The sequence below is a fragment of the Citrobacter farmeri genome (assembly GCF_019048065.1).
Lineage (GTDB): Bacteria > Pseudomonadota > Gammaproteobacteria > Enterobacterales > Enterobacteriaceae > Citrobacter_A > Citrobacter_A farmeri.
In genome coordinates this window covers 1,478,631-1,496,729 of the sequence record NZ_CP077291.1, presented here as the reverse complement: position 1 = coordinate 1,496,729, position 18,099 = coordinate 1,478,631, and the positions used below count along the sequence as shown (strand labels likewise).

18 protein-coding genes are annotated in these 18,099 nt (G+C 56.8%); 8 read left to right on the top strand and 10 right to left on the bottom strand.

Features of this window, described 5'->3' with window-relative positions:
• Position 1 precedes the first annotated feature (1 nt).
• Genes arnC through arnF form a run of 6 tightly spaced genes read left to right on the top strand, consistent with a single transcriptional unit; the run spans position 2 to position 6,233 of the window.
• On the top strand, positions 2–985 hold the full coding sequence (gene arnC, locus I6L53_RS07020) for an undecaprenyl-phosphate 4-deoxy-4-formamido-L-arabinose transferase (protein WP_042317838.1): 984 nt from the start codon (positions 2–4) through the stop codon (positions 983–985).
• Positions 982–2,964 (top strand): bifunctional UDP-4-amino-4-deoxy-L-arabinose formyltransferase/UDP-glucuronic acid oxidase ArnA, encoded by a 1,983-nt coding sequence (gene arnA / locus I6L53_RS07015; protein WP_042317836.1) that lies wholly within the window; start codon positions 982–984, stop codon positions 2,962–2,964. The genes arnC and arnA overlap by 4 nt, the downstream gene beginning before the upstream one ends.
• Positions 2,961–3,863 carry a 4-deoxy-4-formamido-L-arabinose-phosphoundecaprenol deformylase gene (arnD, locus tag I6L53_RS07010; protein WP_042317835.1) on the top strand — a complete coding sequence of 301 codons (903 nt, stop codon included), beginning with the start codon at positions 2,961–2,963 and terminating at the stop codon, positions 3,861–3,863. Before arnA ends, arnD begins: the two co-directional genes overlap by 4 nt.
• A complete protein-coding gene (gene arnT / locus I6L53_RS07005) occupies positions 3,860–5,515 on the top strand; it encodes a lipid IV(A) 4-amino-4-deoxy-L-arabinosyltransferase (RefSeq protein WP_042317834.1) in 1,656 nt (551 codons plus the stop codon). The genes arnD and arnT overlap by 4 nt, the downstream gene beginning before the upstream one ends.
• Positions 5,512–5,847, top strand: coding sequence for a 4-amino-4-deoxy-L-arabinose-phosphoundecaprenol flippase subunit ArnE (gene arnE, locus I6L53_RS07000; RefSeq protein WP_042317833.1), 336 nt, complete (start codon positions 5,512–5,514; stop codon positions 5,845–5,847). Before arnT ends, arnE begins: the two co-directional genes overlap by 4 nt.
• On the top strand, positions 5,847–6,233 hold the full coding sequence (gene arnF / locus I6L53_RS06995) for a 4-amino-4-deoxy-L-arabinose-phosphoundecaprenol flippase subunit ArnF (RefSeq protein WP_042317831.1): 387 nt from the start codon (positions 5,847–5,849) through the stop codon (positions 6,231–6,233). Before arnE ends, arnF begins: the two co-directional genes overlap by 1 nt.
• 3 nt (positions 6,234–6,236) lie before the next feature.
• Here arnF and pmrD read toward each other — a convergent pair whose 3' ends face one another.
• From pmrD to I6L53_RS06950, 9 genes are all read right to left on the bottom strand, one after another.
• Entirely contained in the window at positions 6,237–6,488 is a 252-nt protein-coding gene (pmrD, locus tag I6L53_RS06990) for a signal transduction protein PmrD (RefSeq protein ID WP_378078175.1), read from the bottom strand.
• 110 nt (positions 6,489–6,598) lie between these two features.
• Positions 6,599–7,969, bottom strand: coding sequence for an o-succinylbenzoate--CoA ligase (gene menE / locus I6L53_RS06985; protein WP_042317828.1), 1,371 nt, complete (start codon positions 7,967–7,969; stop codon positions 6,599–6,601).
• Positions 7,966–8,928, bottom strand: coding sequence for an o-succinylbenzoate synthase (gene menC / locus I6L53_RS06980; RefSeq protein WP_042317826.1), 963 nt, complete (start codon positions 8,926–8,928; stop codon positions 7,966–7,968). Before menC ends, menE begins: the two co-directional genes overlap by 4 nt.
• A complete protein-coding gene (gene menB / locus I6L53_RS06975) occupies positions 8,928–9,785 on the bottom strand; it encodes a 1,4-dihydroxy-2-naphthoyl-CoA synthase (RefSeq protein ID WP_042317824.1) in 858 nt (285 codons plus the stop codon). The genes menC and menB overlap by 1 nt, the downstream gene beginning before the upstream one ends.
• Positions 9,786–9,799: 14 nt before the next feature.
• Entirely contained in the window at positions 9,800–10,558 is a 759-nt protein-coding gene (gene menH / locus I6L53_RS06970) for a 2-succinyl-6-hydroxy-2,4-cyclohexadiene-1-carboxylate synthase (protein ID WP_042317822.1), read from the bottom strand.
• Positions 10,555–12,225, bottom strand: coding sequence for a 2-succinyl-5-enolpyruvyl-6-hydroxy-3-cyclohexene-1-carboxylic-acid synthase (menD, locus tag I6L53_RS06965; RefSeq protein ID WP_042317821.1), 1,671 nt, complete (start codon positions 12,223–12,225; stop codon positions 10,555–10,557). Before menD ends, menH begins: the two co-directional genes overlap by 4 nt.
• Positions 12,226–12,309: 84 nt before the next feature.
• Positions 12,310–13,608: an isochorismate synthase MenF gene (menF, locus tag I6L53_RS06960; protein ID WP_042317820.1), complete on the bottom strand. Its 1,299-nt coding sequence runs from the start codon at positions 13,606–13,608 to the stop codon at positions 12,310–12,312.
• A 97-nt stretch (positions 13,609–13,705) separates the two neighbouring features.
• Complete coding sequence (gene elaB / locus I6L53_RS06955) at positions 13,706–14,011, bottom strand: stress response protein ElaB (RefSeq protein ID WP_042317819.1); 306 nt, start codon at positions 14,009–14,011, stop codon at positions 13,706–13,708.
• Between the two features lie 54 nt (positions 14,012–14,065).
• Positions 14,066–14,527, bottom strand: a complete 462-nt coding sequence (locus I6L53_RS06950) for a GNAT family N-acetyltransferase (protein WP_042317818.1) — start codon at positions 14,525–14,527, stop codon at positions 14,066–14,068.
• A gap of 66 nt (positions 14,528–14,593) precedes the next feature.
• On the opposite strand from I6L53_RS06950, the gene rbn reads away from it, so the two are divergent.
• Both rbn and I6L53_RS06940 read left to right on the top strand, forming a co-directional pair.
• The gene (gene rbn / locus I6L53_RS06945) at positions 14,594–15,511 is read left to right on the top strand and encodes a ribonuclease BN (RefSeq protein ID WP_042317817.1); all 918 of its coding nucleotides are present in this window, start codon (positions 14,594–14,596) and stop codon (positions 15,509–15,511) included.
• 63 nt (positions 15,512–15,574) lie between these two features.
• Positions 15,575–16,579 (top strand): chemotaxis protein, encoded by a 1,005-nt coding sequence (locus tag I6L53_RS06940; RefSeq protein ID WP_042317816.1) that lies wholly within the window; start codon positions 15,575–15,577, stop codon positions 16,577–16,579.
• A gap of 58 nt (positions 16,580–16,637) precedes the next feature.
• Here the strand turns inward: I6L53_RS06940 and nuoN are convergent, their stop codons facing one another.
• Complete coding sequence (gene nuoN / locus I6L53_RS06935; protein ID WP_042317815.1) at positions 16,638–18,095, bottom strand: NADH-quinone oxidoreductase subunit NuoN; 1,458 nt, start codon at positions 18,093–18,095, stop codon at positions 16,638–16,640.
• Between the last annotated feature and the right edge of the window lie 4 nt (positions 18,096–18,099).

The window sequence follows — 18,099 nt, the reverse complement described above, 5'->3', positions numbered from 1 at the left end:
CATGTTTGAAGCCCTTCCGATTACGAAAGTATCGGTGGTGATCCCTGTCTACAACGAACAGGAAAGCCTGCCGGAACTGCTCAGGCGAACCACCGCGGCCTGCGAGAGTCTGGGAAAAGATTATGAGATCCTGTTGATTGATGATGGCAGCAGCGACAGCTCAGCACAGTTGTTGATCGACGCATCCGAAGCGCAAGGCAGCCACGTCGTGTCGATTTTACTGAATCGCAACTACGGGCAGCATTCCGCCATCATGGCAGGATTCAGCCACGTCACCGGCGACCTGATTATTACGCTCGATGCCGATCTGCAAAACCCGCCGGAAGAGATCCCACGTCTGGTGGCAAAAGCCGACGAAGGATATGACGTGGTCGGCACCGTGCGCCAGAATCGTCAGGACAGTCTGTTTCGCAAGACAGCCTCGAAGATGATTAACCATCTGATTCAGAGAACCACGGGCAAAGCGATGGGTGACTATGGCTGCATGCTTCGCGCTTACCGCCGTCACATTATCGATGCCATGCTGCATTGCCATGAGCGCAGCACCTTTATCCCGATTCTGGCGAATATCTTTGCCCGACGCGCCACGGAGATCCCCGTTCATCACGCTGAACGTGAATTTGGCGACTCCAAATACAGCTTTATGCGGCTGATTAACCTGATGTACGACCTGGTGACCTGTCTGACAACAACGCCTCTGCGCATGCTGAGCCTGCTGGGCAGCGTCATTGCCGTCACCGGCTTTACCCTGTCGATTCTCCTCGTCATCCTCCGCCTGACGCTGGGGCCACAATGGGCGGCAGAAGGGGTATTCATGCTGTTTGCCGTTCTGTTTACCTTTATCGGCGCACAGTTCATCGGCATGGGATTACTCGGCGAGTATATCGGTCGAATTTACAACGATGTACGCGCCCGTCCCCGCTATTTCGTCCAGCAAGTTATTCATCCGGAAAGCCTGCATTCAACAAAGGAAAACCAACAATGAAAGCCGTCGTCTTCGCGTATCACGATATGGGATGTTTGGGCGTTCAGGCCGTGCTCGACGCCGGCTATGACATTGCCGCCATTTTTACGCATGCGGATAATCCGGGAGAAAACGCGTTTTTTGGATCCGTTTCTCGCCTGGCGGCTGACGCAGGGATCCCGGTCTATGCCCCCGATGACGTCAATCATCCGATCTGGGCCGAGCGCATCAGTCAACTCGCTCCCGACGTTATTTTCTCTTTCTACTATCGCCATCTGCTTTGCGATGCGATTCTGGCGCTGGCACCGGCAGGCGCGTTCAATCTGCACGGTTCGCTACTGCCGAAATATCGCGGTCGCGCCCCGCTGAACTGGGTGCTGGTGAATGGCGAAAGCGAAACCGGCGTGACGCTGCATCGCATGGTGAAACGCGCCGATGCGGGTGCTATTGTCGCGCAACAGCGCGTCGCCATCTCGTCTGACGACACGGCCTTTACGTTACATCATAAGCTTTGCCAGACTGCACGGCGGGTGCTGGAACAAGCATTACCGGCCATCGAACGAAAAGAGACACACGACGTTCAACAAAACGAGAGCGAAGCGACGTACTTTGGTCGCCGCACGCCCGAAGACAGCTTCCTGACCTGGAACAGACCGGCAACGACGCTGCACAACATGGTGCGGGCGGTGGCGGCGCCCTGGCCGGGTGCGTTTAGCTATTCCGGTACGCAGAAATTCACCATCTGGTCATCCCGCGTCCACGCTCAGAACCAGACCGCGCAACCGGGTACTGTCATCTCCGTCTCCCCGCTGTTGATCGCCTGTTCCGAAGGCGCGCTGGAAGTGGTGACAGGACAGGCTGGCAACGGCATCACGGTGCAAGGCGCGCAGTTAGCACAAATCCTCGGTCTGGTTGCGGGTTCTCGTTTAAACACCCCATCGCTGGCTGCCAGCAAACGCCGCACCCGCGTGCTGATCCTCGGCGTAAATGGTTTCATTGGCAACCATCTTACCGAACGTCTGTTACGCGAGGACCATTATGAAATCTATGGTCTGGACATCGGCAGCGACGCAATTGGTCGCTTCCTCAACCACCCGCGTTTTCATTTTGTGGAAGGCGACATCAGCATTCATTCTGAATGGATCGAGTATCACGTAAAAAAATGCGACGTGGTGCTACCGCTGGTAGCCATTGCCACCCCCATTGAGTATACCCGCAACCCGCTGCGCGTTTTTGAGCTGGATTTCGAAGAAAACCTGAAAATCATTCGCTACTGCGTGAAATACCGTAAGCGCATTATTTTCCCGTCAACCTCCGAAGTTTACGGAATGTGTACCGACAACGTGTTCGATGAGGACAGTTCGAATCTGATTGTCGGGCCGGTCAACAAACCGCGCTGGATTTATTCGGTGTCCAAACAGCTTCTCGATCGCGTCATTTGGGCATACGGCGAAAAAGAAGGGCTGCGCTTTACCCTCTTCCGTCCGTTCAACTGGATGGGACCGCGACTGGACAGCCTGAATTCCGCGCGAATTGGTAGCTCGCGCGCCATTACGCAGTTGATCCTCAATCTGGTCGAGGGATCGCCGATCAAGCTGATTGAAGGGGGTAAACAGAAGCGCTGCTTTACGGATATCCGTGACGGCATCGAAGCGTTATACCGGATTATCGAAAACGCTGGGGGCCGCTGTGATGGTGAAATTATCAACATCGGTAACCCGGAAAACGAAGCCAGCATCAAGGAACTGGCGGAAATGCTGCTGGAGAGTTTCGACAAACATCCACTGCGCAATCACTTCCCTCCGTTTGCCGGGTTACGGGTAGTTGAAAGCAGCAGCTATTATGGCAAAGGCTATCAGGATGTGGAGCACCGTAAGCCCAACATCCGTAATGCAAAACGTTGCCTGGACTGGGAACCGACCATCGATATGCGCGAAACGGTCGACGAGACGCTGGATTTCTTCCTGCGCAGTGTGGATCTCACGGAACATTCATCATGACAAAAGTCGGCTTGCGAATTGATGTCGATACCTTCCGTGGCACCCGCGACGGTGTGCCACGCCTGTTAGCGTCATTGAGCCGATACCACATTCGGGCAAGTTTTTTCTTCTGTGTCGGACCAGACAACATGGGGCGCCATCTCTGGCGCCTGATCAAACCCCAGTTTCTGTGGAAGATGCTGCGTTCAAACGCGGTTTCCCTTTACGGCTGGGATATTCTTCTGGCCGGTACCGCCTGGCCTGGGAAGGAAATCGGCCGCGCAAATGCGGAGATTATCCGTGAAACGGCGCGCCTGCATGAAACGGGGCTGCACGCCTGGGATCACCATGCCTGGCAGTCCCGGAGCCCTCAGTGGAGCGAACAGCAGCTGATCGCCGATATTTCACACGGGATAACCGCCCTGGAGGCCATCACCGGTCAGCCGGTAACCTGTTCCGCCGTCGCAGGCTGGCGCGCTGACCAGCGTGTGATTCTCGCCAAAGAGGCATTCCCTCTGCGTTACAACAGCGATTGCCGGGGCAGGATGCCTTTCCGCCCGGTTCTCGGGGCTGATTCGCCCGGAACACCGCAAATCCCGGTCACGCTGCCCACGTGGGACGAAGCGGTGGGCCGCGAGGTTCAGGCAGAGGATTTCAACGACTGGATCCTCTCCCGGATGCAGCAGGACACCGGTACCCCTGTGTATACCATCCATGCCGAAGTCGAAGGCGGCGCCTGGCATAGCCAGTTTGAGGATTTGCTCCAGCGTGCCGCAGAGGCGGGCATCACCTTCTGTCCGCTTGGGGATCTGCTGCCTGCCGATCTCAATACCTTACCGTCGGGAGCGATTGTACGCGGTAACATCGCGGGAAGAGAGGGATGGTTAGGCTGCCAGCAAGCAATGAGTGTCATACCATGAAGAACACCCGTTATTATCAGATACTGATCGCACTTATCGCGTTCTGGTACATCATCCCCATCAACCTGCGCCTGCTGTGGCAGCCTGATGAAACGCGCTATGCCGAGATCAGTCGCGAGATGCTGGCATCCGGTGACTGGCTCGTCCCCCATTTTTTGGGCGTGCGTTACTTTGAAAAACCAATAGCCGGATACTGGATCAACAGCATCGGGCAATGGCTGTTTGGTGCGAACAATTTCGGCGTTCGCGCTGGCGCGATTTTTGCGACGCTGGTAACCGCCGCGCTGGTGGGATGGCTCGCCATGCGCTTATGGCGGGATACGCGTACCGCGCTGTTGTCTGTCATCATCTTCTTGTCGTTGTTCATTGTTTACGGTATCGGCACTTACGCGGTACTCGATCCGCTGATCGCGCTCTGGCTGATGGCGGGACTGTGCTGTTTCTGGCTGGCGATGCAGGCCACCACCTGGCACGGGAAAAGCGTGGGATTCCTGCTGCTGGGCGTGACCTGCGGGATGGGCGTCATGACCAAGGGCTTTCTGGCGCTTGCCGTACCCGTGCTCAGTGTCCTGCCGTGGGTCGCCGCGCAAAAACGCTGGAAAGACCTGTTTCTCTTTGGCGGATTAGCGGTCATCAGTTGTGTCGCCGTCATCCTGCCGTGGGGGCTGGCGATCGCCCAGCGTGAACCCGATTTCTGGCACTACTTTTTCTGGGTCGAACATATCCAGCGTTTCGCGATGGATGACGCCCAGCACAAAGCGCCGTTCTGGTACTATCTGCCGGTGCTGATCGCCGGCAGCCTGCCGTGGCTTGCTCTGCTTCCGGGAGCATTAAAAACCGGCTGGCAGGCGCGCGATGAGTCGCGCGGCGCCCTCTATCTGCTCGGTTGGGTAGTGATGCCGCTGGTGTTCTTCAGTATCGCCAAAGGCAAATTACCCACTTATATCCTGTCCTGTTTCGCCCCGCTCGCGATACTGATGGCAAGATATGGGTTGAATGCTGCGGAAAAAGGCTATGCCGCGCTGCGCATCAATAGCTGGATCAATATTCTGTTCGGTGTCGTCGGGATCATCGCCACGCTGATCGTCTCGCCGTGGGGGCCACTGAAATCGCCGGTCTGGGGGCACATCGAGGTATACAAAGTCTTCTGCTCGCTGGGTATTTTTTCCCTGTGGACCTTTTTCGGCTGGTATACGCTGAGTAACACGGGGAAACGCTGGGTTTACGCCGCGCTGTGCCCGCTGGCGCTGGCGTTATTGTTTGGTTTTTCGGTTCCCGATCGGGTGATGGAATCCAAGCAGCCGCAGTTTTTTGTCGAGATGACCCGAGAAAACCTGGCGCCAAGCCGCTACATTCTTACCGATAGCGTGGGGGTCGCCGCCGGTCTGGCCTGGAGTCTGAAGCGGGACGATATCTTAATGTATGGACAAACAGGTGAACTGAAATATGGCCTTAACTATCCCGATGCCAAAGGCCGGTTCATTCCCTATGCCGATTTTGCGGACTGGCTCAGCCAACACCGTCAGGAGGGGATTATTACGCTCGTGCTCACCATCGCGAAAGATGAAGACATCAACCGCCTTGCCATTCCGCCTGCCGACACAATAGACAACCAGGGGCGTCTGGTGCTGATTCAGTATCATCCCAAATGATCTGGCTGGTTTTAGTGATGGCCAGCCTGCTCAGCGTTGCGGGGCAGTTATGCCAGAAGCAGGCGACACTCCGCGTGCCAACCAGTACGCGAAGACGCCATCTTACCCTGTGGCTGGGGCTGGCACTCGCCTGCCTCGGCCTGGCGATGGTGCTGTGGCTGCTGGTATTGCAGAGCATTCCTGTGGGTATTGCTTATCCGATGCTCAGCCTGAATTTTGTCTGGGTCACATTGCTGGCATGGAAAATCTGGCGCGAACCAGTGACACTTCGTCACTGGCTGGGTATCGCTTTAATCATTTGCGGTATTTTTATTCTGGGGAGCGCGGCGTAATGGGGTTACTGTGGGGACTGTGCAGCGTGATCATCACGTCCGTCGCGCAACTGGGTCTGGGCTTTGCGATGGCAAACCTGCCGTCGATGACGCAGTGGCAGACGTTTATCCCGGCGTTGTTCTCTGTTCATACCGGTACACTCGCGTTATTCGCGGGCTTAATGGGCTATTTGCTGTCGGTTTTCTGCTGGCATAACGCGCTGCATTACCTCGCGCTGAGCAAGGCTTACGCGCTGCTCAGTCTGAGTTATGTGCTGGTGTGGGTGGCGTCGATTACCTTACCCGGCTGGCAGGGCGCATTCTCCCTGAAAGCGTTACTGGGCGTATCGTGTATCATGGCCGGACTGATGTTCATCTTTCTGCCCGCACAGCGGAAAACAGGCTGATATTCATTTTTTTACCAGCATCGTTTTCAGGCGCTCCCACTCATCGCAGGTATAGCTCCTGGCATCCAGAATCTTCACCGTCCGCCCATTATCACGGTTGACGGAATACAGGGCATCCTTCTGCGGGGAAAGGATGTCACCAGCATTCACAACAATGTCAGACTGAACTTCAGCGATCATTTTCAGTGAACCGCCGGCATCACTCAACACTAATGCATGCTTCCCTGACGTTTTGTCATAGCATGACTTCTTCACCTGCCATTCCATTGCTTACCTTTACTTATCGGGGTCGTTCACATAACGTTACACAGTAGCAGATAAACAAAGTCGCAATGGGCATCAATTGGCAAAATTGCGAAGTGAAATTAATGTTTTCTTAATGTTTCATTCACCCAATCAACAATTGCCCGTCGGGAAATTTTGATCCCCCCACTTTTCAGTTCTGCGGGCAGAGAGAGCCAGCATACCGGCTGCTGGAAGCGCGCCAGTTTGTCTTTCACCCAATCACTGAGATCGGTCTGTGAAACATCAGCGTCATATTCAACCACCGCCACCGGACGATGACCAAACTCAGCATCCTCGATCGGGACGATAAATGCCTGTAGCACATGAGGATGAGTCACGATTACCCGTTCCACCTCTTCCGGCTGAATACCCTCTCCGCCACTGAAAAAGAGATTATCCAGACGCCCGACGATGGTCAGTTTGCCATCATTCAGCCCACCGCGATCGCGTGTGGCGAACCAGCCTTCGTCGTTGACCAGCGGAACCAGTTTACCGTTTCGCCAGTAGCCTTCCGCCATACTGGCCGCGCGCAGCCAGACTTCGTCATTCACGATTCTGACCTCGCGTCCCGGTAAGGGCGTACCGACGTCAGCCAGACCATCCGCCTCTTTCGCACACACCGTCGAAGCAAATTCCGTCAGGCCGTAACCGCACCAGCAGCGAATACCCTGTGCGCGCGCCTGCTCGGTTAACGCTACCGGAATCGCTGCACCGCCCAGCAAAACCGCTTTCAGCGCCACCGGGGTCTGGTTTACCAGCAGTCGCCAGAGTTGCGTCGGCACCAGCGAAGCATGAGTACACCCGGCCAGCATCTGTTCCAGAGGCTGTTTATCCCGTACGGTCATCCGCGCACCGGCCACTAACCAGCGCCACAGAATCCCCTGCCCGGAGACATGAAACAGCGGCAGAGAAAGCAGCCAGTCATCCTCTTTTGCCAGCGGTATTAGCGACAGCACACCCTCAGCACTGGCAAGGTGCGCCAGACAGGTATGGACCGCCGCTTTCGGTAGCCCCGTAGAACCGGAGGTCAGCGTCATGGAGCTAAGACGCTGCGGTTGCCAGTCGACAGCATGTTGGCCATCAGCGTCCTGACAATCCAGCGAGACCAGAAAGGGAAAGGGATTTTCGCCCTCCAGGTCCAGCGCAAACTGCAACGTGAGATCGGGCAACAGGGTCGCCAGCAAGGACTGGGGAAGCTGTGGATTGACCGGCAGGATCCTTGCCCCACACTGCAACAGCGCCAGCCATGCCAGCAGGGTCTGCGGATGATTCCATGCGCGCAGCATAACACCGCTGCCTTCGGTGACGCCCTGTGCGGCAAAACCGCTCGCCAGGGCATCGATCCGGTTACAGAGTGCGCGCCAGCTCAGTACGTCATCATTCAGGCGTAAGGCTGGCGCATCTCCCTGAACCTGCCGCCAGTAACGCCACGGCCAGTCAGGAAAGGTCATCGCAGGCGTTCCAGTGCGTCGTCGTTAATCAGCGGCAACGTGCTGCCCGGCCAGCGACGAATCTGCTGTGCCTGCATCAGACTCAGCGTATCCAGTCCCGGAATGGTATCTGGCGTCAGCCATGCGGCAATGCGCGCCAGTTGCGTCAGGCCCAGGCTCGACTCAATAGACGAACTGATCACCGCCGTCAGCCCCAGCGCATGCGCCGCCTGCACCTGCTCGCGAACTTTCTCCAGCGAACCGGTCAGCGTCGGTTTGATCACCACCGCACGGACGCCCTCTTCTGCCTCAAAGGCAAAATCCGCTTCACGCAGACTCTCGTCCCAGGCGATGGCAATACCGGTTTCCCGGCTAAAGGCACGTGAGTCATCACGCGTTTTGCACGGTTCTTCGAGGAAAGCGATGCGGTTGCGGTAGTCCGGGTTCACATACTTCGCGAACTGCTGGGCCTTCAGCGGCGTCCAGGCACGGTTAGCATCCAGCCGTAACTGCAGTTCCGGTATGGCTTCCAGCAGCAAATTGACCACCATGCCGTCGCGAACCGCTTCATACAGCCCGACCTTCACCTTCGCCACTTTTTCACCAGGCATGTCAGCCAGCTGTAACACCAGATCGTCGGGATCCCCGGTACACAGCGGCGCGGCACGATAATCCGCCTCCTCTGGCAAGGCATCTTCCAGTTCCGCCCGCGCACAGCTGACGCCGAAAGCCACAGAAGGCATTGTCGGCAATGCATCTTCTCCCTGCAGCCAGCCGTCAACCCAGGCCAGCAGCGCAGTCTGCGCCTCTTCCCAGGTTTCCTGACTGAAGCCCGGCAGGGGGGAGATCTCTCCCCATCCCTGACGCTCGCCGTCGTACAGCCGGACATACAGTCCGTCACGCGTTTTTAACCGCCTGTCGCGCAGAACCACCCCCGCGTCCATGGGGATCTGCCAGCGGTATACCTGCGCGCTACGCATTATGGATTCCGTTTGAATTTGCTGAAATCAGGCTGACGTTTCTGGTTGAAGGCGTTACGACCTTCCTGACCTTCTTCCGTCATGTAGAACAGCATGGTGGCGTTACCCGCCAGTTCCTGCAGCCCGGCCTGGCCATCACAGTCAGCATTCAGTGCAGCTTTCAGACAACGCAGCGCCATCGGGCTGTTTTGCAGCATTTCACGACACCAGCGCACGGTCTCTTTTTCCAGTTCGGCCAGCGGAACGACAGTGTTGACCAGGCCCATATCCAGCGCCTGTTTGGCGTCGTACTGACGGCACAGGAACCAGATTTCACGCGCTTTCTTCTGCCCAACAATCCGCGCCATGTAAGATGCTCCCCAACCACCGTCAAAGGAGCCCACTTTCGGGCCGGTCTGGCCGAAGATGGCATTTTCCGCCGCGATCGTCAGGTCACACATCATATGCAGCACATGGCCGCCGCCGATGGAGTAACCCGCCACCATCGCCACTACCGGCTTCGGACAGGTACGGATCTGGCGCTGGAAATCCAGCACGTTCAGGTGATGTACGCCGGAGTCATCCTGATAGCCGCCGTAGTCGCCGCGAACCTTCTGGTCGCCCCCGGCACAGAAGGCTTTATCGCCTGCGCCAGTCAGAATAATCACGCCCACGTTATCGTCGTAGCGGGCATCCGCCAGCGCCTGGATCATCTCTTTGACGGTCAGAGGACGGAATGCGTTGCGCACCTGCGGACGATTAATGGTGATTTTTGCAATACCGTCGGTAGATTTCTCATAGCGAATGTCGGTGTAGCCTTCGGAGCAATCTTGCCATTCTACCGGTGCATAAAGCATTGTTTCATCAGGATAGATCATAGTGTGTCCTTTAGTCAGAGACGCAGAATCTGAGCCAGACACGCCACCACGCCCGCGGGATTTTCCCGGTGGGCGTTGTGTCCGGCGTTACGAATCACATGGCGGGTCGCCGCTAACTCCGTCGCGAGGGCGCAGAATTTGCTGTCACGTTCACCACATAAATAATAAAACGGAAATGCGCGCGCGTTGAGCGCATCGCGCAAATCGGGCTGGACCGCCAGCGAGGTGGCCTCCAGCATTGCCGCCAGCGTTTCACCGTTATTCCGGCTACGCAGTACAACCAGAGCCTCTCGTTGCTGCGCGTCCAGCGAGGCAAACACCGGCTGCTGATACCAGTCAGTAAACACGTCAGCCAGCGCGTCATGGCGAAAACGTTCCGCCCAGTGATGGTCAGAACGTCGGCGCGCGTCGCGTTCCGCGTCGCTTTGCAATCCAGGATGACCGCCTTCAACCACCAGGCCACAAAGCCCCGGCATCGCCTGACAGGCCGCCATCATCGCCACTCTACCGCCGAGAGAATATCCCACCAGCCAGTAGTTTAGTATGTTGTAACTAAGAAGAGTATTGCGCAGTAAGGCAATGACATCGGCAAATCCGCTGACGCGAATATCCGCCGATCCGCCGTGACCGGGTAAGTCGACATACAGCCGGGAAAAACGCGTAAGCTGCTCGCCGACCGTCAGCCACTCCTGGCCGTCCCCCGAAAAGCCGTGAAGAAAAACCAGCCAGGGAGAACCTGGCTGTGCGTCTCTTGCCTGCGCGTGCAGGATCATAGATGGCTTACCTGCGCCAGGAGCTGTTGCAGGGTTTGCGCGCCGTCGGTGTCGTTGACCACCAGTTCAATCACCGTGGTCGCAGGAATACGCCATGCGCCCGCCAGCGCCGCCTCCAGTTCATCCCAGCTTTCCGGGCGATGGTACTTGAGGTTGAACATCGCGGCAGCGTGTTCAAAATGGACATTCTGCGGCATCAGATAGAAGCGTTCACGTTCGCTCTGCGGTGTGGGCAGCAGCGAGAAAATCTGCCCGCCGTTATTGTTCACGACAATCAGTACGAACGGCGCGGAAACCTGTCGCAGCAAGGCTAACGCATTGAGGTCATACAACGCCGACAAATCGCCCACGATCGCCAGCGTCGATTTTGCGCTGGCACGCTGCACACCCGCGGCTGTCGATAACAGACCATCAATACCGCTGGCCCCACGATTACTGTAAACCGGGTATCCTGCCGGGAGTTTTGACAGCGCATCAATCAGGCGTACCACCAGGCTGTTGCCGACAAAAAGCTGCCCCTGTTCAGGAAGATAGTCGCGAATGCGATGCGCCAGTTGCGCCTCGCCAAAGGCATCCCGACGTGCCACCACGGCCTGCCAGGCCTGCTCCGCCAGACGTGGAATGTCTTCACACCACGGCTGACGTTTTTCCGCTGGATGCAGCTCCAGCCAGTCGCCAATTTTTGCGACCAGACGGCGACCGCGATGGTGCGCCGGATCCAGCCGTCCTTCGAGGTTATCGACAATCCAGTACTCTTCTGGCGTACAGCTTGCCTGCCATTGCAGTAAGCGCTTTCCGGTCAGACTGCTCCCCAGTTGCACCACAATCTGCGCCTGTTGGAGTTCCGTCACGGCCTTCGCATTACCGAGCCAGAGATCGGCGCAGGGAAGCGGCTGTCCGGTTTGTGACAGCACATCGCCAATCAGCGGCCAGCCTAACGTCTGCGCCCACTGCGCAACTTTTTTGCCCTCTTCCGCGCTCATTCGCCCGGCGATGACAACGCCGCGTTTTTGACGCCAGAAGAACCAGTCGCGCTGTTTGTCACTCTCCAGACGACGCGCTTCGCGCAGCCAGGGCTTGTCATCCTGCCACCAGTCGCCGAGGCGCTGCTGCCAGGCCAGACCGGTTTCATCCATCTCGCCATACAGCGGTTCGGCAAATGGACAGTTGATGTGCACCGCGCCGGCATGCAGCGAGGCCAGCGCATTGTCGATAGTCGACACCAGCCAGCGAGCCGGAATGTCCTGCGTCGGGCGCGGGAGGGAAAGCGTTTGTGACGGATGTGACGCAAACATACCCGCCTGGCGAATCGCCTGGTTCGCGCCGCAGTCAATCAGTTCAGGGGGACGATCGGCTGTCAGGAGGATCAGTTTTTCACCGGTCAGCCCCGCTTCAATCAGTGCCGGATAAAGATTAGCAACCGCCGTGCCTGAGGTTACGATCACGGCAACCGGCTGTTTACTCACCTTCGCCAGTCCCAGCGCCAGATGACCAAGACCACGCTCATCAAAATGGGTGTGGTGAATAAAGGCCGAATTTTCCGCCGCCGCCAGAGTGAGCGGCGTGGAACGAGAGCCAGGGGCAATGCAAACATGCCTGACACCGTGGCGAGTTAATGCTTCCAGAATGACCGCCGCCCAGCGTCGGTTAAATGCGCTTACTGACATGAGATTGTCCGGTATCAATATTGCGACTCAGTATAAAGAACGGAAAAAAGGGATTATTGATATGAATCGGGAATATGTGACTCATTATCCATCAATCTGTAACAAAGATCGCAGGCCGGCGGCTTTATTATCGATTTCCTGCCACTCCTGCTCAGGATCTGACCCGCGAACAATACCCGCGCCGGCATACAGTCGAACCACGTTACCGCTGATTTTCGCCGACCGCAGCGAGACACAAAACTCGCTTTGCTGCAATGACAGATAGCCCGCCGAGCCGGCGTACCATTCCCGCGCAAAAGGTTCATGCTGCTGAATAAACGCCCGCGCCCGCTCGCGGGGGATCCCGGCGACGGCCGCCGTCGGCTGCAACTGCAGTAAACACAGCGTGTCATCCGCCTGATTTAGCGCCGTCCAGATGCAGCGTCGCAGGTGCTGCACTTTTCGCAACCGCAGTACCTGCGGCGGCAAAACGTCAAGCGAATGCGTGTAGTCCTGCAGGCGCTGACAGATATCCTCGACCACCAGCATGTTTTCGCGCTGGTTTTTGTCGTCCTTCATCAGCCATTCGCCCAGTTGCCAGGCCTTATAATCATCAGGATGATTCGCCACCGTCCCGGCAAGCGCCTCGGTACGTAGCGCGGTATCACGACGACGCCAGAGACGTTCCGGGGACGACCCCAGAAACGCGCGCTCGGCGCAAAAAGCCATGTAAAAATGGTAGCAGTTCAGATTCAAACGGCGACTCGAGGCCATGACGGCTGCGGCATTCACCGGGCGAGAAAATTGCAGATCGCTGGCGCGCGCCAGCACCACTTTATCCAGTTCGCCTTCGGCAATCGTCTGAGTGGCCTGCTCAATCAGGTTTATCCAACCTGCTTTTTCAGGCCAGTGCTGTTCACCGGTTTTGCTCAGACGCAGCGTCGGCAACGGCTTTACGCTCGTCAGCGAAGCCAGGAAGGTCAGCGCCCGATCGGCATCCTCACGCAGAGAAAAATCACTCCACAAATGCAGACGCAGTACCGCCACCCCCGCACAGCGCCGCCACTCAAGGCGTGGTAACACCAGGTTGCCCTGCTGAGGGTCGAACGCGTTCAGCCCCCAGATACGCAGATCGGTTTGCTGCGGATGTTGACGAAGAAAGCGTTGCGCCTCATCAAGCGAGGAAAATGGGGCAACAACGCCCAGCACGGCGGCTTCTTCATCGCCGTTGCGCTGCTGCCAGTAAAATTGCGGATAAATGGACTGGCTTGCCAGCCAGCTTAACGCATCGAAGGCGTCATTTAAGGGAAAAGGAACATCGAGAACCCGAATGCCTGGTGCCGCCGGGATCGCCTGAGACAAAAGACGCGTCAGACCTTCCAGCGCAGTAGTGAGTGAATGCACGCGGACCTCTCCCTGTTAAAAACCTCACATTATACGGGGTACTGCGGAAAAAAAGCAGTACCCCAGTTTAGGGAGTAAATGCGATCCCGGTTACAGGTTAGCGTCGTGCCAGCAGTAAGCCGAGCACCAGTCCGACCGTTGCGCCAACGCCAATCCCCTGCCAGGGTTTTTCGTGTACATAGTCATCTGCACGATAAACCGCCTGCCTGGCACGATAATAGTAGCTATCTGAAGCCTGACTTACGCGCTTTTTGACCTCGTCCAGCGCCTGTTCCGCCCGCGCTTTCAGCTCAATGTACTTTTGATCGGCAGGATCCCCTGAGGAACGCAGCACCTCTTCCAGCGTTTCGCTCAGCAACGTCAGGTCGTCATCAATACGCGAATCACCAAATTGATATGACATTCTCGTTCTCCATGTTAGTAAAACCTGCCCCTAACTATAGACAATGACTCAGGATCACGCCCGAATCGCTTCGCGCGCCATCCCCACATGAGGGATACCATCTTCATCGTATACCTCAGTGACCGGCGTAAAACCAAATCGCGCATAGAATGCCTGCAAATGCGCCTGCGCCCCCAGATACAGCGCCTTCTCCGGCCAGTGTCGTTGGCAAGATGCCAGCGCCTGCGCCATCAGATTTTGCCCCAGTTTTTCACCGCGTAACGCCTCACTGACAATTACCCGCCCGATCACTACCGGCTCCAGATCTTCAGCGCTTTTCAGAATCCTCGCATACGCCACCAGTTCGCCGTCATGCCAGCCGAGGATATGGCGGTTTTCACCCACCAGGTCGTCGCCGTCTACGTCAAGATAGGGACAGTTCTGCTCCACAACAAACACCGCACAGCGTAGTTTTAACAGCGCATAAAGCTGAGGGACGGTTAATTCCGAATGATGCAGGTCTTGCCAGGTAATCATCGTGCGCTCCTTTTTCCGTAAACGATTTATACTAGCCAGATTATTTTTCAAAAGTGTAATGAAATAATGGAATTTCTCTTTTTAGGCACCTCGGCTGGCGTTCCCACGCGGACACGTAACGTGACGGCCATTCTGCTACATCATCAACACCCGACGCAGCCGGCGCTGTGGCTGTTTGACTGTGGGGAAGGCACACAGCATCAGATGTTGAGCACGGCATATCATCCTGGCAAGATTGAGCGGATTTTCATCAGCCATCTGCACGGCGATCATCTGTTCGGTTTACCGGGTTTGTTATGCAGCCGTTCGATGGCGGGCAATGCTCACCCGCTGACGCTTTACGGTCCAAAGGGGCTGCGCGAGTTTACGGAAACCGCGCTGCGCCTGAGCGGCTCCTGGACCGACTACCCGTTGGAAATCGTCGAAATCACCGCCGGGGATATTCTTGATGACGAGCTAAGAAAAGTGACGGCTTACCCGCTTGAGCACCCGCTGGAATGCTACGGCTACCGCGTTGAAGAGCATGACAAACCCGGTGCGCTGAACGCCAGAGCGTTGAAAGCGGCGGGAGTGAAAGCCGGCCCCTGGTTTCAGGATCTGAAAGCTGGCAAAACGGTCACCCTGGAAGATGGCAGCGTGATACGCGGTGCTGATTTTCTTGCTCCGGCAATCCCCGGCAAAGCGGTGGCGATTTTTGGCGATACTGCCCCCTGTGCATCCGCGTTTGAGCTGGCGAAAGGGGTTGACGTGATGATTCACGAAACCACGCTGGATGCGTCGATGGAAGAAAAGGCCAACAGCCGTGGGCACAGTTCTACCCGCCAGGCGGCGCTGCTGGCACGGGAGGCCGCTGTCGGGAGACTCATCATAACGCACGTCAGTTCGCGCTATGACGGCGCGGGCTGCCAGCGGCTGCTGGCAGAGTGTCAGGCCATCTTTCCCGCCACGGAACTTGCCGACGATTTCGCCGTTTTCACGGTTTAGTGCTCCATTTTTTGCGCTCAGTGCCGATAACAGTAAAAACGCTGTATTCACACTGAGGACAGAATGGATAATTTCCAGAAAGATATTGATGACAGGGCGAATCTGACCCTGTCCAACCGCTTTGAACTGCTGCTGTTTCGTCTGGGAAACTCTCTGCACGAACAGAAATCTGAGCTATTTGGCATTAACGTGTTCAAATTGCGCGAAATTGTCCCCATGCCCGCCTTTACCCGTCCGGCCGGGATGAAAGCCCCGCTGCTGGGAATGGTCAACATCCGCGACCAGGTTATTCCGGTCATTGACCTCCCTGCCGTTGCCGGTTGTAAGCCAGAGAATGGGCTCAACATTCTGCTGATCACCGAATACGCCCGCAGCGTGCAGGCCTTCGCCGTCGAATCAGTAGAAAACATCATGCGCCTGGACTGGAAGCAGGTACACACTGCAGAAAAAGCGGTGAACGGCCGCTATATCACCAGTATCGCCTGTCTGGACGAGGACAAAGAGACCAACAACCTGGCGCTGGTGCTCGACGTGGAGCAGATCCTGTATGACATCGTACCGTCGAATCACGACCTGCGCGCAACGGAACTGAAAACCAATAAGTTCAACATCACCCCAGGTGCTGTCGCCATTGTCGCGGAAGATTCCCGCGTGGCGCGCGCGATGCTGGAGAAAGGTCTGACGGCGATGGAGATCCCCCATCAGATGCATGTCACCGGTAAGGATGCGTGGGACAAAATCCAGCAACTGGCGCAGGAAGCAGAAGCGGAAGGCAAAGCGATCAGCGAGAAGATCGCGCTGGTGCTGACCGATCTTGAAATGCCAGAGATGGATGGCTTCACTCTGACCCGAAAAATCAAAACCGATGAGCGACTGAAGAAGATCCCGGTGGTGATTCACTCTTCCCTCTCCGGCAGCGCCAACGAAGATCACGTCCGCAAAGTGAAAGCCGATGGCTATGTGGCCAAGTTTGAGGTCAATGAGCTGTCATCCGTTATTCAGGAAGTGATGGACCGGGCGGCGCAAAACATCACTGGTCCGCTGGTCAGCCGTCAGTTGATTGCCTGAATATTACCACCCATAAAAAAACCGCCGAATCGGCGGTTTTTTCGTTTCTGCTTTTCGCTTACATCAGCGGGGCGGCCAACTGTACGATGCTGATCAGCGGCTGCGGGTAGATACCCAGTACCAGCACCAGCAGTGCGGAGATCAGGACCACAATACCGCCTGCGCTGTACTGCCAGTTAGACGGCGCATCGCGGTTAAGCTGCTGCGGCGCGCTCAGGTACAGACTCACGGCAACGCGCAGGTAGTAGTACAAACCAATTGCGGAACCTACCACCACAGCGGCAACCAGCCACCACAGGTGCGCCTGCACACCAACTGCCAGCACGTAGAACTTACCGATAAAGCCCAGCGTCATTGGGATACCGGCCAGAGACAGCATCATCACCGTCATCACTGCCGCGAGGATCGGACGATGCCAGAACAGACCGCGGTAGGAGAACAGAGAATCAGCATCCGGGCCACGGTACGGGCTGGACATCAGACTGACCACGCCGAATGCGCCGAGGCTGCTGAACAGATAACCGGCGAGATAAACGCCCACCGCTTCCATTGACATCTCGCCGCTCTGCAAGGCAATCAGCGCCACCAGCAGGTAGCCGAGGTGAGAGATAGACGAGTAACCGAGCAGACGCTTGATGTTGGTCTGGCTCAGCGCCATCAGGTTACCAAAGATGATGGAGGCAAAGGCAATCACACCCAGCACCACGCGAACCGCTTCACTGTCGCCAACCGGCGCGTACAGGAACAGACGCATCACCACGCCGAAGATAGCGATTTTGCTCGCCGTCGCCAGGAAGGTGGAAACCGGAGCAGGTGCACCCTGGTACACGTCTGGCGTCCAGAGGTGGAACGGAACCAGAGAGAGTTTAAAGCCCAGACCCACAATCATCATCCCGAAGCCCGCCAGCAGCAGCGGCTCGTTCAGCATACCATCGCCGAGGCTCTTACCGAGCGCTACAAACGACAGATTGCCAGACTGTGCGTACACCAGCGCCATACCGAACAGCAGGAATGAAGAGGCGGCAGCAGACAGGATGGTGTATTTGATACTGGCTTCCAGCGAGCGTTTCTGACGGAACGCATAACCCACCAGACCAAACAGCGGCAGGGAGATAAGCTCAATACCGAGGAACAGCGCCGCCAGATGATTCGCATTCGCCAGCAGAATACCGCCCAGCGCAGCAATCAGCACCAGCAGGTAGAACTCTTCCCGGTTGTCGTCATAGCCTTCCAGCCACGGGTAGGCAAAGGTACAAGTCGCCAGACTCGCCAACAGAACCAGTCCGGTGTAGAGCATCGCGAAACCGTCAACCCGCATCAGCGGGGTGACATCCATCGCGCCAGCCTGGCCAACAAACCAGAGCGAAACCAGCGCGGCGTTAAGCCCAATGACCGACAGCGTGGCATTGAGGAAGTGATTGCGTCGCCACGCAATGGAGAGCATCACAACCACCACCGTCAAGCCGACGATCAGCAGCGGTAGCAGCGCAATCAGGTGTTGTGGAGTTATTGTCATGGCG